The sequence below is a fragment of the Hymenobacter cheonanensis genome (genome assembly GCF_030581075.1).
Taxonomy (GTDB): Bacteria; Bacteroidota; Bacteroidia; order Cytophagales; family Hymenobacteraceae; genus Hymenobacter.
Genome location: NZ_JAUQSW010000008.1, coordinates 179,421 through 194,930, shown reverse-complemented (window position 1 = coordinate 194,930; position 15,510 = coordinate 179,421). Strand labels below are relative to the sequence as shown.

9 protein-coding genes are annotated in these 15,510 nt (G+C 62.7%); 5 read left to right on the top strand and 4 right to left on the bottom strand.

Features of this window, described 5'->3' with window-relative positions; genetic code table 11:
* The first annotated feature begins 98 nt into the window (after positions 1–98).
* The 5 genes from Q5H89_RS16010 (at position 99) to Q5H89_RS15990 (ending at position 7,091) form a co-directional block, all read left to right on the top strand.
* A complete protein-coding gene (locus Q5H89_RS16010; protein ID WP_305020348.1) occupies positions 99–1,946 on the top strand; it encodes a glycoside hydrolase family 2 protein in 1,848 nt (615 codons plus the stop codon).
* A 417-nt stretch (positions 1,947–2,363) separates the two neighbouring features.
* Complete coding sequence (locus Q5H89_RS16005) at positions 2,364–3,350, top strand: arabinan endo-1,5-alpha-L-arabinosidase (protein WP_305020347.1); 987 nt, start codon at positions 2,364–2,366, stop codon at positions 3,348–3,350.
* A gap of 122 nt (positions 3,351–3,472) precedes the next feature.
* The gene (gene tal, locus Q5H89_RS16000) at positions 3,473–4,615 is read left to right on the top strand and encodes a transaldolase (RefSeq protein ID WP_305020346.1); all 1,143 of its coding nucleotides are present in this window, start codon (positions 3,473–3,475) and stop codon (positions 4,613–4,615) included.
* Positions 4,616–4,800: 185 nt separating this feature from the next.
* Positions 4,801–5,769: a glycoside hydrolase family 43 protein gene (locus Q5H89_RS15995; protein WP_305020345.1), complete on the top strand. Its 969-nt coding sequence runs from the start codon at positions 4,801–4,803 to the stop codon at positions 5,767–5,769.
* Positions 5,770–5,915: 146 nt separating this feature from the next.
* A complete protein-coding gene (locus tag Q5H89_RS15990) occupies positions 5,916–7,091 on the top strand; it encodes an MFS transporter (RefSeq protein WP_305020344.1) in 1,176 nt (391 codons plus the stop codon).
* A gap of 201 nt (positions 7,092–7,292) precedes the next feature.
* On the opposite strand, the gene Q5H89_RS15985 is transcribed toward Q5H89_RS15990, so the two are convergent.
* From Q5H89_RS15985 to Q5H89_RS15970, 4 genes are all read right to left on the bottom strand, one after another.
* Positions 7,293–8,996, bottom strand: coding sequence for a GH39 family glycosyl hydrolase (locus Q5H89_RS15985; protein ID WP_305020343.1), 1,704 nt, complete (start codon positions 8,994–8,996; stop codon positions 7,293–7,295).
* A 178-nt stretch (positions 8,997–9,174) separates the two neighbouring features.
* Positions 9,175–11,226: a glycoside hydrolase family 127 protein gene (locus tag Q5H89_RS15980; RefSeq protein ID WP_305020342.1), complete on the bottom strand. Its 2,052-nt coding sequence runs from the start codon at positions 11,224–11,226 to the stop codon at positions 9,175–9,177.
* Between the two features lie 163 nt (positions 11,227–11,389).
* A complete protein-coding gene (locus Q5H89_RS15975) occupies positions 11,390–13,555 on the bottom strand; it encodes an alpha-galactosidase (protein ID WP_305020341.1) in 2,166 nt (721 codons plus the stop codon).
* A 36-nt stretch (positions 13,556–13,591) separates the two neighbouring features.
* Positions 13,592–15,442, bottom strand: a complete 1,851-nt coding sequence (locus Q5H89_RS15970) for an NPCBM/NEW2 domain-containing protein (protein ID WP_305020340.1) — start codon at positions 15,440–15,442, stop codon at positions 13,592–13,594.
* Positions 15,443–15,510 lie beyond the last annotated feature (68 nt).

Below are 15,510 nucleotides of genomic sequence, written 5' to 3'. Positions count from 1 at the left end.
CCAGATGCTGATAGGCACCGGAGCCAGCGCCAATTTTTGGCAAGTACCTTGCCTAGGCTCGTATCTGTTTCTTGTATTCTGCCGTTAGCTTAATTCCTATGGACGACCTCACGCATGCCAATTATGGCCTTTCGGCTACGCCCGAAACGCACGCTACCGAAGAAGCCGACAACTCCCTGCCGCGCGCGGTGCTACGCTCGGGCACGCACTTTTTGCTCGATGGCACCTGGCGCTTCGCCATCGACCCCGACGATGCGGGCCTCATCGAGGAGTGGTTTGAGGGCCACGACTACCGCTTCACGGCCCAGTGGCCAGGCTCTATCGAAGAGCACATTGTGCAGGCCCACGCCACCGAGGCCTCGGCCGGCTGGCAGGATAAGGTAGTGGCCTGGTACGAGCGCGAGTTTCCCTTGCCCGAGGTGGCGGGCAGCGGCAATGGCCGCTCGCTTATTCAGCTCACCTTCGGGGCCTGCGGCTACGAAACCCGGGTGTGGCTCAACGGCAAGCTGCTGCGCACCATTGAGGGCGAAGACGTGCACTACGGCGAGTACACCTCCTTCACCTACGAGCTGCCCGAGGCCGACCTGCACCTCATGAACCGCCTCACCGTGCGCATTGCCGACACGATGGATGCCGAAACCACCCGCGGCAAGCAGGAATCGCACGTGTACAAGCGCGGCGGCATCTGGTACCAAACCCACTCGGGCGCCGTGCGCTCGGTGTGGCTGGAGGCCGTGGAGCGCAACCGCCTGCGCTCGCGGGTGGGTGTAGTAAGTACCATTGAGGACCAGTTGGTGCGCTTCAACCTCACGCTGCGCATTCACGACGCGGGCGACTACACCGTGCGCCTGCAAGTGTTTGAGCCCGACGCCGCGCCGGGCGCCGCGCCCCTGGCCACCTCCGATTTTGGGATGCGCCTGGCCGCCGGCCAGCACGAGCAGCGCTTTTCGCTGGAAGTACCCGGCGCCGAAGTCTGGTGCCCCGAAAACCCGCACCGCTACCGTCTCGTGGCCCAGCTCATCGACAATACCGGCTACTCGGCCCAGATTGAGGCGCGCTTTGGCCTGCGCAAGATTGAGGCCCGCGGCCGCAAGGTGTACCTCAACAACGAGCCCATTTACCTCGACGGGATTCTTTACCAGCCCGGCACCGCCACCTACGCCGAGATGCAGCGCCACATGCACGCCATGAAGGCGCTGGGCTGCAACCTCGTGCGGGTGCACATCGCCGGCATCGACCCCCGCATCTACAACCTGGCTGATGAGCTAGGGCTGCTTTTATGGGTAGAGGTGCCTAGCCCCCACAGCAGCACGCCCCGCAGCCGCGAAAACCACCGCGCCGAGCTGCTGCGCATGCTCAGCCTCATGGAAACGCACCCGAGCATTGTCATCTGGAGCCTCTACAACGAGGACTGGGGCGCCCAAGACATTGCCACCAACCCAGCCACCCAGCGCTACATCGTGCAGATGTACAACTTCATGCAGCTGGCGCACCCGCAGTTTCTGGTGATTGATAACGATGGCTGGCACCACATCAGCTACCAGGGCCAATTGAAGAGCGACCTGCTCACGGCCCACCTCTATACCCCCGACCTGGGCCGCTGGCGCGAGCTGCTCGACCGCCTCATCCACGGCGAGCTGGAGGGTACGGCTGCCTTCCCGCTCGTGGTAGGCGACCCGTACTTCTACCGCGGCCAGCGCCCGCTGCTGGTGAGCGAGTGGGGCGGCTTCGGCTTCTCCGACTACGGCGGCCCCGCCGATGCCGAGGCCCGCACCAACAGCATCCGCGATTTCAAGCGCGAGCTGCGCGCCAGGCCCATTGCGGGCGACGTGTACACCCAGGCCACCAACATCGAGGACGAGCGCAACGGCCTCATCGGCTTCCACTCGGGCGAGCTGGAGGTGCCAGCCGGGTTGCTGCACTCGGAACCGGGGCAGCTGGGTTAGCCATCCGAAAGCCTAGCATTCAAGCAAAAGAGCCTCGGCGGGTTGCCGAGGCTCTTTTATTGCGCTCAAGGTTTTTGACTTTGCCTTTTATTTCGCGAATGCGAGTTTGCTCATCCCATTTTATGGGGCGTTAAGCCAGCGTGCCGTCATTCTGGCTCGCGCCAGGAGGGGTTAGACTATTTGCCATCTTATTACACTAATGCTAATTCACTGCAAAAACCCCTGGCTGGCTACCACGCACTATGCGTTCAGCTAGCATTATACACAAACGTTTGTGTGTAGCAGCGCCGCTAACCTACCAGGGTAAAAAAGGCTAACGATTTGAAATTATCCTTCCCATCGATTGGCGAAAGTCTACTAAAAGTTTCCGTACTTGCCACCGGTTTACACAATCGATAATGTGAACTGCCCACTGGCATGAAAAACCTGCTGCTCGCGGCGCTGCTGGCTACTAGTTCGCAGCTCGCGGCCCAAACGCTCTCCCCCCCCATTCCCATCCACGACCCGGTGCTGACGCGCCAGAACGGGACGTACTACCTCTTTGGCACGGGCAATGGCATCACGGTGTGGTCGTCGCAAGACCGGCAGAACTGGACGCCTGAGAAACCGGTGTTTGCCAGCCCCCCGGCCTGGGCGCAGCACGACGTGCCGGGGTTTAAGGAGCACATTTGGGCGCCGGATATCTCGTACTTCAACGGGCAGTACAGCCTGTTTTACTCGATTTCAACGTTTGGCAAAAACCGCTCGGCCATCGGGCTAGCTACTAACAAAACGCTCGACCCAAAGGCAAAAGACTTTAAATGGGTGGACCACGGCGCAGTGATTGAGTCGGTGCCGGGGCGCGATATGTGGAACGCCATTGACCCCAACCTCATCCGCGACGAAAAGGGCACGCCCTGGCTCACTTTCGGCTCGTTCTGGAACGGTATTAAGCTGGTGCAGCTGCGGCCCGACCTCACTGGCCCGGCCGAGCCTGCGCAGTGGCGCACGCTGGCCCGCCGCCCGCGCACGGCCGCCCTCACCGACTCGCTGCCCGGCGACGGCGCCATTGAGGGACCGTTTATTTTTCGGCACGGCGAGTATTACTATTTGTTTACCTCGTTTGACTACTGCTGCCGGGGGCCGCAGAGCACCTATAAGATGATGGTGGGCCGCTCGCGCGCCATTACCGGGCCGTATCTCGACCAGGCCGGCACCCCGCTGGAGCAGGGCGGCGGCACGCTCGTGCTGCAAGGCGATGCCAATTGGTACGGCGTGGGCCACAACGCCGTAGCCACTTTCGATAAGGTTGATTACCTGATATTTCACGGCTACGACGCCCACGACAAGGGCCGCCCCAAGCTGCGCATTGAGCCGCTGGCCTGGAGCCCCGACGGCTGGCCCACCGTGGCCGCCAAGCCCTAGCCGCGCCCGGCCCCGCAACCCTAGCCCGGCCTAAGCGGTTGGTTTATACGTACTACCCGGGGCCCGGCCGGCGCCGTTGCCGGCTAGGCCTCCCTCCTACTTTTCACCCTAGTTTCTTTACCATGAATCCGTTAGTTGACATTCGCCGCTTCGACCAGAGCCTGTGGCTTGACTTTATCAGCCGCAAAGTGCTGCAAAACGGCGAGTTGAAGGCCCGCATCGACAACGACGCCCTGCGCGGCGTGACCTCGAACCCCGCCATTTTTGAGAAAGCCATCGGCGGCTCGGCCGACTACGACGATACCATTAAGGCCCAGGCCCAGCAGGGCAAGTCGGCCGAAGAAATCTACGTGGGCCTGGCCGTGGCCGATGTGCAGGCCGCCTGCGACTTATTCAAAGGGCTGTACGACAGCCACGATAACTCCAGCGATGGCTACGTGAGCCTCGAAGTATCGCCCAAGCTGGCCCACGATACCGACGGCACCATTACCGAAGGCCGCCAGCTGTGGAAGGACGTGAACCGCCCCAACGTGATGATAAAAGTGCCGGCCACGCTTGAATGCCTGCCCGCCATCCGCACGCTCATCTCGGAAGGCATCAACGTGAACGTGACCCTGATTTTCGGACTGGACCGCTATAAGGCCGTGACCGAAGCCTTTATTTCGGGCCTCGAAGACCGAGTGAAAGCCGGCCAGTCGCTGGAAGGCATCGACTCGGTGGCTAGCTTCTTCCTGAGCCGCATCGACGTGCTGATTGACCCGCAGCTGGAAAAAATCGCGGCCGAGGGCGGCGAGAAAGGCCAGCTAGCCCAGTCGCTGGTGGGCGAAGTAGCCATTGCCAGCGCCAAGCAGGCGTATCAGATGTACAAAGAAATCTTCGCCGGCCCGCGCTGGCAGGCCCTGGCCGACAAAGGCGCGAACACGCAGCGCCTGCTGTGGGCCAGCACCGGCAATAAAAACCCGAAGTACGACGACCTGAAATACGTGGAAGGCCTCATCGGCCCGAAAACGGTGGACACGGTGCCGGTCGAAACGATGGATATTTTCAAGGAGCGCGGCAAGCCCGCCGACCGCCTCGAACAAGGCGTAGAGCTGGCCCAGGCCGTGCTGCGCGACCTGCCCAAGGTCGGCATCGACCTGAATGCGCAAACCGAGCAGCTCGAAAAAGAAGGCGTGCAGAAATTTATCGAGCCCTTCGGCAAGCTGATTGACTCGGTAGAGAAGAAGCGGGCCGCTGCTGTAGGCGGCGCCAAGCAGCCGGCGTAGGGCTAGCGAACGTGACGTAATGCCTAAAAAACGACCGTCATGCTGCGCTTGCCGAAGCATCTCTACCGCAACGTTGGATTAGTAACCCCAGCGGTACGAGCAAGATGCTTCGACAGGCTCAGCAGGACGGTCATTTTCTTTTTTAATCTATAGTGACCTAATCTGCAACTAGTTGCCCTAGCCACATGAGAATTTTCTTTACCTGCCTGGCCAGTGCCCTGCTGCTGGCCGCTGGCCCGGCACTGGCCCAAACCGCTAGCCCCGCGCCCGGCGGCAACCCCATTATCAAGAACAAGTTCACCGCCGACCCGGCCGCGATGGTGCAGGGCAATACCGTGTACCTCTACACCGGCCACGACGAGGCGCCCGCCCCGCAGGAGCGCTACGTGATGCACGACTGGCTCTGCTTTTCCTCGACCGACCTGGTGAACTGGACCGAGCACCCGTCGCCGCTGAAAGTCAGTGACTTCACCTGGGCCAAGGACGATGCCTGGGCCTCGCAGGTAATTGCGCGCAACGGCAAGTTTTACTGGTACGCGGCCGTGGAGCACGGCTCCGTGCCAGGCAAAGCCATTGGGGTGGCGGTGGCCGATAACCCGACCGGCCCTTTTAAGGATGCGCGGGGTTCAGCTCTGATTACCAATGACATGACGGAAAGTAAAATCTCGTGGGATGACATTGACCCGACCGTTATCATCGACAAGAAAGGCCAGGCCTATCTGTTCTGGGGCAACACGAACTGCCACTACGCCAAGCTGAAGGCAAACATGACGGAGCTGGATGGCCCCATCCAGACTGTGACCGGGCTGCCGCGCTTCACGGAGGCGCCCTGGGTGCACGAGCACAACGGCTGGTACTACCTGAGCTTCGCCACCGAGTTTCCGGAAAAAATTGCCTACGCCATGAGCCGCAGCCTGGAGGGGCCGTGGCAGTACAAGGGCATTCTAAACGAAATAGCCGGCAACTCAAATACCAACCATCAGGCTATCATCGACTTCAAGGGTAAGTCGTACTTCATCTACCACAACGGGGGCATCAACACGGCGGGCGGCAGCTTCCGCCGCTCGGTATGCATTGACTACCTGTATTATAACCCGGACGGCACCCTCAAGCGCGTGCAAATGACGACGGAAGGCATACAGCCGGCCAAGTAATCCGTACACTGCTTTTTCGCGCTGCTTTTCGCCCACCCGTACTGCCATTGGCCGCCTGGCCGGGGGCTAATGGGTGGGCGTTTTGGTGCGCGGCGGGGCTGGAAACGGTAATTTTGTAAGGGCAAACGCCCACACGCACATAGCTTATGAATGCAACTACGAAGAGCCGGGTGGCGGTGAGCGCCTTCTTTTTCTTACCCGGCTTGTGCTTTGCGAGCTGGGCTTCGCGGATTCCGGACATCAGCGCCAAGCTGGGCATGAACGCGGGGCAGCTTGGGCAATTGCTGCTGGCTATTCCGGTGGGCTCGCTGGCCTCGCTGCCGCTAGCCGGCTGGCTGGTTTCGACCTGGGGCAGCCGGCGCACGGTACTGCTGGCCTCGGTGCTCTACGCCTGCTTTTTACCGCTGCTGGGCTGGGCCGGCAGCTTCTGGACCCTAGCCCCGGCGCTGGCGCTGTTTGGCTTCGCAGGCAACATGCTGAACATTGCCGTAAACACGCAAGCCATTGGCGTACAAGAGTTTTACGGCAAGCCCATCATGGGTTCCTTTCACGGGCTCTGGAGCCTGGCGGGGTTTCTGGGCGGGGCGCTGGGCACGGCGCTCATTGGCTGGCACCAACCGCCGCTGCACCATTTTTTGCTGGTGCTGGTGGTGTGCCTGGGTATTGCGGCCCTGGCGCACAGCTACACGCTGCGCCGTGATGTAAGCAAAGCCGACGAGGGCGGCCCGGGCTTCAGCCTGCGCCACCCCGACCCGTACTTGCTGCGCATCGGGTTCATCGCCTTCTGCGGCATGATGAGCGAGGGCGCTATGTTCGACTGGGCCGGGGTGTACTTCCAGAAGGTGGTGCGGCCCGATGCGGCGCTGGTCACGGCCGGCTACGTGGCCTGCATGAGCACCATGGCGCTCGGCCGGTTTTTGAGTGACTACTTTACCCACCGCTTCGGCACCATCCGCATGCTACAGCTCAGCAGCGGGCTCATTGTGAGCGGCTTGCTGCTAGCCGTGGGCTTCCCGTATCTCATCCCGGCCGTAGCGGGCTTTCTGCTGATTGGCTTCGGCATTGCTTCGGTGGTGCCACTTTCTTATAGCGCGGCGGGGCGGGCTACGTCGGTGTCGCCGGGCGTGGCACTGGCCCTGGTTTCGACCATCGGCTTTCTGGGCTTCCTGCTGGGGCCGCCGCTAATTGGCTTTCTGGCCCAGATTTTCTCCCTACGCACGGCTTTTGGCCTGGTGGCCATTGTGGCAACTGGCATCGGCGTGCTAGCCTCGCTGCCCAACCCGGTGCCGGTGACCGCTCCGCAGGCCGAGCCGGTAGCCTAGAAGCCGTTTGAGCTAGTCCAGATGCTCCCCGATGGCGCGGGGCTCTGCCCCGTGCCGACTATTGGCAGGCCTCTGGCCTGCGGCCGAAGGGCAGGCCGTGCAACGGGTGCCGGCCGGAGGCCGGCGAAGCAGCCGACACGGGGCAGAGCCCCGCGCCATCGATTCCGGGCTGCGAACTACAAAGCTCGCGCCACTGCTTTTCTACCACGCCAGGCGCAGCAGCGAAACCCCGTGGCGCGGCAGCGTGAAATGCAGTACCGTGCGGCCATTTTGCAGGCTGACCGAGGCAGGTGCCGTTAGCTGGGCTAGCTGCCCGGCTTGCTCCAGGCTGGCGCGCTGGGTGGCGCTTACTTGCTGCGGCGAGCCCAGGGCCTGCCAGGCGGTGTAGGCGTTGCTGTGCTCATTGTCAATGCGATAGTGCTGCAGCTGGGCTTTCTCGGTGGCTAGCCCTTGCAGGGTTAGCTCTACCTCGGCAGGCGGGGCGGGCAAGGCGTCGTTGTGATAATTCCAGACCAGCACGGTGGCGGAGTGGGCATCGGCCGTGGCCAGGGCGCTAATGTCGGCGCGCTGGCTTTGGGCCTGGGCCCGGATGTCGGCTACCGTGAGCGCGCCGGGGCTAGTCACGGCCACGCGCGGGCCGCGCATCATGCCTAGCATCCGAAACACGTTGAGCACCGGCTTATCGACGCCGTTGGTGGCCAGGTCGCGGAAGCCGGCAAACCACGGCTGGTTCTCAAACTCGAACGACCAGCTCACGGCGCCTTCCAGGTTCACCTGATACTGGCTAGCCAGCTCGTAGAGGCGGGCGTAGGCGGCGGCCGTGTAGCTCGAATACATAGTGCCGTTGCGGTAGGCGTTTTCGGGGTTGGTTTGCACGCCGCAGGCCGCGCAGCCCTCGGGGTCGTTTTCACCCAGAATAATAGGCAGCTGGCGCAGCGTGGGAAATGAGGCCACGATTTTAAAACCCTCCTCGATGTCGCCAAACTGCGTGCCCATGTTCATGCGCACGTGGCCATCCACGAGCTTGGGCGCGCCCTTGGCGTGGAAGGATATGTAGTCGAGGCGGGTGCCGGTGCGGCCCGTCACGTAGTTTTTACCGCTTACGCAGTGCTGCAAAAAGCCGCGCAGGTAGGCGGCGGCCTTGTCCCAGCCGGGGCCGGTGGTTTCGGGGCCACCCAGAATAGCGGCGGGCAGGGCGCGGTGCACGGCCGCCTCGGTGTAGTCGTAGAGCTGGTTGTACTCCTCGGGCGTGCCCTTCCAGTAGCCGATGTTAGGCTCGTTCCAGAGTTCCCAGCGCCAGGTTTTAACCTCGGCTGCGCCGTAGCGGGCCACGTTGTGCTTCACCCACTGGTACACCAGCTCGCCCCACTTTTTATAATCCTTAGGCGGATAGGCCCAGCCGGTGTAGATGTCGTTGTAATTATCGCCAGGCTTCCAGTAGTGGCGATACGGCACGGGGTGCGTGGACATCGCCTCGGGCATGAAGCCAATCTGGGCAATGGGCTTCATGCCCCGCTTGATATACGCGTCGAAAATCTGGTCCACGATTTTCCAATCGTACACCGCGCGGCCGTTCTTATCCTCGGTGTAGACGTTGGTGGAGCCCCATTTCAGGGCGGCCGTGCCGTCGCCGGTGGTCAGCAGGTTGTGGGCGCGCACGTACACGGGCACCGGGCTCAGGGCGGCCAGCTCGGTGAGGAGCTTCTGGCCATCGGGCATATAGGTATAGTTGGGCTCGTCGTAGCCAAAGTAGGCCCACACCGGCGGCATGGGGCCGAGCGGCTTTGCCACGTCTACGGTGATGACCGTGGGCGCGGGGGCAGTTTGGGCTTGAGCCGCTAGTGGCAGGCTAGCCGCTACGGTTAGCAGCCGCCGACTGAAAGCGGAAAAGGAGATGTGCCGCATAGGATGCTATTATCTAATTCGTTATCAGCAAATAAGCACGTCATGCAGAACGCAGGGAAGCATCTCGCTCGAATCGTTGAGTTAGTACCCCTAGCGGCGCGAGCGAGATGCTTCCCTGCGTTCTGCATGACGTTCTGTATGTTGAGTGGCTCCCGTTGCCAGCCGGCAATGGCTGGCGCTACTTGGCCGCCGTGGCCGCGGCAGCCGGCGGCTGGCTCAACAGGTCGAGGTCGGTGAGCTTTTCGGGAAACCACACCGTCATTTCGCCCCGGCCGCGGTTGGCCCAGGCGTAATAAGGAATGGCCACTAGGGTGCGCGGCGTGGTGCTTACGGAGGTGGCGTCGGCATCGACCAGCACTACCGGCACGGTGGCCGTGAGCGTTTCGACGCCATTGAGCAGGCCCGGCTGGTAGCTGGCCGCAAACTGCGCTGTGGCCGGCACTAAGATATTGCTGGCCTTGCCGTTGTTATCGGCCCACTCGGCGCAGTACATCACCGGGCCGCGCTGCAAAGCCACTTTACCCAAGTCGTCTTTCACGAGCGGATTGGCGTGCACGCGGCGCACTTCCATGGGCAGGCGCACTTCTACCACGTCGTGCTTGTGCCACTTGCGGCTGAGCACGGCGTAACCATTTTTCAGCTGATAGTCAACGGCTTTACCATTCACCCTGATGCTAGCCCGCTGCGCCGTGGGCTGGGCGAAGGTGTACAGATTGGAGGGCATGGCCTCGTTGCGGGCCCAGCCGGGGATGCGCACCAAGAGGTCAAAATCAGCGGCCGAGGCGCTAGGGTCCACCGTAAATTTGAGGCCGCCATCCCAGGGGTAGTTGTTCTCCTGGGTGAGCTGCACTTTCTGCCTGTTCACCGTGAGGTTGGCCTTGCCGCTTACGAAGAGGTTGGCGTACAAGCTTCTACCCTTCTGCGCGTACACGTAGCCGGGCAGCGCGGGCATGAGGCGCGCCAGGTTGGTGGGGCAGCACGAGCACTCAAACCAGCCCGCGCGCGCCGGCTCGGTTTGCGGAAAGCCCAGGCTGTTTTTAATCTGCATGGCGTTGCTGTAGAAGAACGACTTGCCGTCGAGGCCCACACCCGAAATAAGGCCGTTGTAGAGCACTTTCTCCAGCACATCCACGTACTTGGCATCGCCGTGGAGCTGAAACATGCGCTCGTTCCAGAACACGTCGGCCACCGAGGCGCAGGTTTCGTTGTAGGCCGTGGTGTTGGGCAGCTCGTAGTTGGCACCGAAGCGCTCGCCGCCGGGCACCGCGCCGGTGCCGCCCGTCACGTAGAACTTCTTGGCTACCATGTTATTCCAGATGCTATCCACGGCGGTCAGCAGCTGCTTGTCGCCGGTGAGGGCCGCCACGTCGGCCATGGCCGAATAGAGGTATTCGGCGCGCACAGCGTGGCCCTCGGCCTCGGTTTGGGCCACCACGGGCTTGTCGTCCTGCCAGTACGAGCCGTTTTTCCACCCATCCGGGCTTTTGGGGTCGTAGCCTGCATAATGCCCCCTAGCGTCGAGAAAGAACTTGGCCGTGCTCAGATATTTAGGCTGGCCCGTGACGCGGTAGAGCTTCACCAGGCCCATCTCCACAATTTCGTGGCCCGGCGCCACGCTGCGCTTGCCGGGGCCGAAGACCGAGCACACCAGGTCGGCATTTTTGAGGGCAATGTTGAGCAGCGTTTTCTTGCCGGTGGCTTCGTAGTGGGCTACGGCGGCTTCGTAGAGGTGGCCGGCATTGTAAAGCTCGTGGCTCAGCTCGCGCTCCTTACTCCAGCGCTCGGGCCCGGCCCACGGGTGCGGGTGGGCCGGGTCGATGGTGCGGGCCGTGTAGAGGTAGCCGTCGGGCTCCTGGGCCGCGCCTACCTTGGCAATCAGCTCATCTAGGTAAGCCGACAGCTTGGCATCGGGGTACACGCTGAGCGAGTACGAGGCGCCCTCGATGGTCTTGTAGATGTCGGTATCATCGAACGGAAACACCGTGGCAAACTTGCCTTGCCGGGCTGCCGCCATCTCGAAGTTCTTGACCCGGTTGGTGCTCTCGCAGCGCGCAAACGAGGCTGGGATGGTCACGTCGGTAGTTGTTTTGAGGCGCGGCAGCCAGAAGCTGTCCGTGAGCTTTACCTGCGTAAACGGCACGGCCTGAATGGGATAATCAGACTGCTGGGCAGCGGCGGGCAGCACGGCGGCTAGGCCCAGGGCGAGGAGAAAAGGCTTGGTTGGCAGCATAGCGGGCGGGGCTTTTCAGTATGGTTCAAAGTCGTTCGAGCGGGTAACCTCACCCCCGGCCCCTCTCCTTGGGGAGAGGGGAGCCGACCGTTCGCTGGCGTCTGTTGACGACTGGCTCCCCTCTCCCTAAGGAGAGGGGCTGGGGGTGAGGTCAATCGTGTGCTTACTCGGCCGTCACTTCCAGCACGTGGCTGGTCAGCGACTTAGCTTCGGGGTCGCTTAGCACCACGCCTACCTTCTGGAGGTAGTCGCCGGAATAGGTCTGGCCGTTGGCGGCCAGCTCGGATTTCTGGCCGGGCATGAGGTTGATTTCGGTGAGCCGGTAGCGGCGGGCGGGGTCGAGGCCCCGGAGCTTCACCGGCAACACCGTTTCGTGGAAGCGGGTACGCAGGTTGTAGCCAAATACCACCGCTTTATCTTGTTTATCAGCCACGTACAGCAGGGCAGCCTGATTACTCTCGTAGGGTGAGCGCAGTTTGTAGAGGTCGCCCTGCCAGATGACGGGGCTCAGGCGCTTGTAATCCTTCACCGCCTGCTGGCTGAACTGGAACTCGGCGGGCGTCATCTTATCCACTTCAATGTCGTAGCCGAGCTTGCCCATCATGGCCACGTCGGTGCGGAATTTCAGGCTCTGGCCCTTGTTCCATTTCGTGACGTGGCTAGCCAAGGTGTTGGACGGGAAGAAGTTGAGAAAGCCCCACTGAATGTAGACGCGCTCCAGGGCGTCGGTGTCGTCGCTGGGCCAGAACTCGGTGAAGTACTTCAGCCCGCCGTAGTCGGCGCGCGCGCCGCCGCCCGAGCACAGCATCATGGGCACGTGCGGGTACTTCTGGCGCACGCGGTCGAGCACGCGGTAGAGGCCACGCACGTAGTCCACGTAGAGGTGCGACTGGTCCTTACCCAAATGCTGCGAGTACGCATTGGTAATCATGCGGTTGCAATCCCACTTGAGGTAGGCCGCGCCCTGGCTGAGCTGCGCATCCACGATGCCATACACAAAGTCCTGCACCTGCGGATTGGTGAGGTCGAGCACCAGTTGGTTGCGGTAATAGTCCTCGGGCCGGTTGGGCAGCTTCAGCACCCAGCTAGGGTGTTTTTCATACAGCTCGCTCTTGGGGTTCACCATTTCGGGCTCAATCCAGATGCCAAACCTGATGCCTTCCTTGGTGGCGGTTTGCACGAGGTGGCCCACGCCGTTGGGAAGTTTGGACTTGGTGGGCTGCCAGTCGCCGAGGCCCTGGGTGTCGTCCTTGCGCGGGTATTTGTTGCCAAACCAGCCGTCGTCGAGCAGGAATAAATCGACCCCTAGCCGGGCCGCGTCGGCCATCAGGCCATCGAGCTTGGGCTCGTTGAAGTCGAAATAGGTGGCCTCCCAGTTGTTGAGCAGCGTGAGGCGCGGCTGGGTACCGTCGAGGGTGCCACCCTGCTGGCGAGCCCAACGGTGCAGGTTGCGGCTGGCCTGGCCCTTGCCCTGGGTGCTGTAGGTAAAGATGAACTCGGGCGTGGTAAAGGACTGGCCCGCTGGCAAAGTATACTCCGAAGCATACGGGTTGATGCCGGCCGACACGCGCAGCGACTGCTCATTATCCAGCTCGAAGGCCAGCCGGAAGTTGCCGGTCCAGGCCAGGGTGCCGGCCAGCACATCGCCGGTGGTTTCGGTGGCGGGGCGGTCGGGCGCCAGGAAAAACGAGGGCGTCTGGTACCACCCGGCGCGGGTACCCAGCTTACTGTCGATGATTTTGAGGCCGCTGGTGAGGGCGCTTTCCTGCTGCTGCGCCTCCTCGGCCCAGTCGCCGTGCAGCTGGGTGAGGTAGTAGTGCTGCGCATCGAAGTGCAGCATGGCCGAGGCGTAGTTAGTGAGCACCACCGGCTTCTTTTCGTGGTGCACGATTTCGGTCCAGGTCTTCAGCACGTCCTCGCGCTGGTAGGCCACGAAGTGCAGCCGCACCTCCACCGGATACTGCGGGTCGCGCAGGCGGATGGTAGTGGTGCGCACGTCGTCGCCGGACGAGCCGGTTTCCACGCCCGCGAAAGCCAGCGCCAGCGAGGGATTGCCATCGGCGTGCACCACGCGCAGGGCAGGCTCGAAGAGGTTGCTGGTGCCGGCCGGCACGTAGGCCTCGTGGCGCTGAGGCAGCGCCGGGTAGTCGGCGGGGCTAGCCAGCTTCGGGCCCAGGTAGGTCTGGAAAAGCTTCTGCTGATTGCCCACGGCCAGCACCAGGCTCACGTGCGCGGTTTCGATAACGATGGGCGCGGTGGGCGCCTGGGCCTGGGCAGCTAGGGGCATAACGAGCAGCAACAGCCAGCGAAAGGAACGGGAAACGGACATGGACAACTACTTGGCAGAAAATAAGATATCGAGGTGTTATTTGCCAGCCCCGGGCTTGGCAAGGCGGTAAAAGCCCGCCCCGTGCCGCCGAATGTAGGGCGCAAATTCCTGCGAGAAAATCCCCACCCGGCGGCCGGTCCACAAATCCTGCACGGTAGCGCCGCCAGGCATTCCCAGCTCCTGCATGGTCACGGGTACGCGCACCGAATCGGCGGGCGCGGGCAGCAGCGGGCTCTTGGTAAATACTAAGAATTGCATGGTGCCGCCGGTATTCTGTCCCGCAGCAGCTTGGTCGAGGCCCACGCCGGTGCGCAGGCGCGTGTAGCCAGCCGGTACCACGTAAGTAATCAGCGAATTGGCGTGCGTACCAATGCCGGCCGGGCAGGTTTGGCCAGCCACGATGAGCGGGCCGCCGCTCACGCTTTTGTTGGCGGTGGTTTGGCCCCAGCCGGCGGTGGCCGACTGCCAGGGCAGCGTGTTGAGGGGCAACGTTTTGGCACCGTCGGCACTCAGCAGCACGGGGTTGAGCCAATCGGCGTGGTCCCAAGCGGTACCGTCGGCGCCGCCGCGCACGATTAGGTAAAGGTTTTGAGCGCCGGCCAGGTCTACCTCCAGCGTAGCCTGGGGCGTTTGGCGGTTGATAAGGGGGCTAGCCGCGGCGGCCGCGCTGGCGGGGGCCAGCTCCTGGTCCTGGGCGTTGAAAAGGGCCAGAAACTTATCGCCCGTCTGGGGGTCGTCGGCCACCCAGCCCACCAGGTCGCCGCGCCGGAAAAGCTGGCGGTTGTGGGTGCTGGCGCGGTTCACGGCCAGCACCCGCGGGTTGGTGAGCAGGGCTAGCGTGGCGGGCGGGTTGCTAGGCAAATCGCCGCCCATCATCAGCGGCGAGCGGAAGATGCTCCACAACGTCATGAGTGTGCGCTGCTCATCGGGCGTAAAGCGGGTCTGGCGGTCGTCGCCGCGCTCGGCCCGGATGCCCAGGCGGCCCAGCGGCAGCATGTCGGCATCGGGCCAGGCGCCGGTGCTGATGTAGGGCGCCCAGCGCTGGCACACGTCGAAGTGCTCCTTGAGCTGCTCCCACGAGTCCCAGAAATCGCCCACGGTGCGCCACATGTTGGCGTGCTGCTGGGCGTGCCGGGCGTCGGCAATGGGCGTTTCGCCCGGCGACATGCTGAACACGATTTTGCGGCCCGTGCGGTCGATGGCCTTGCGAATCAGCTCAATCTCGCCCGTGTGGTAGGGCTCCGAGAGGTCGTCAATCTTCACAAAATCAACGCCCCAGCTCGCGTACAGCTCAAACAGCGAGTTGTAATATTCCTGCGCGCCGGGCTTGGCCGCCGCCACCGTGTACATATCGTGCAGCCACGCGGCCTGGCCATCTTTGCTGTAGATATCGGCCGCCGTAAGCCTGGTGCCTTTGATGGGCAGCTGGCGCTGCACGGCCACCACCGGCACGCCGCGCATGAGGTGAATGCCAAATTTCAGGCCCCGGGCGTGCATATACTCAGCCAGCGGCCTGAAGCCCTGGCCGCCAGCGGCCGACGGAAAGCGGTTGGGCGCGGGCACGAAGCGGCCGTACTGGTCGATGTTCCAGGCGGGGTCTTTTTCGTTGTAGCCGTGGGCGGTGTCGTTGCCCACGTACCAACGAATATCGACTACTACGTACTCCCAACCACTGGCTTTGAGGTGCTTAGCCATGTAGTCGGCATTGGCTTTCACCTCGGCTTCGGTCACGGTGGGGCCGTAGCAGTCCCAGCTGTTCCAGCCCATCGGGGGCGTGGCAGCCCACTGGTGGAAGTCACTTTTGGGAGCCGATTTTTGCGCGCAGGCGGGCTGGGCAACGGCCAGCAGCAGCGCGCTGCCACTTAACAGCTTAGGAAGCAAAGGCATGGGCTAGGCAGGGGCAGCGGCACCCGCAGCGTATGGTGGGACAAGGAGCCTGCAAGTTAGCGTATCGA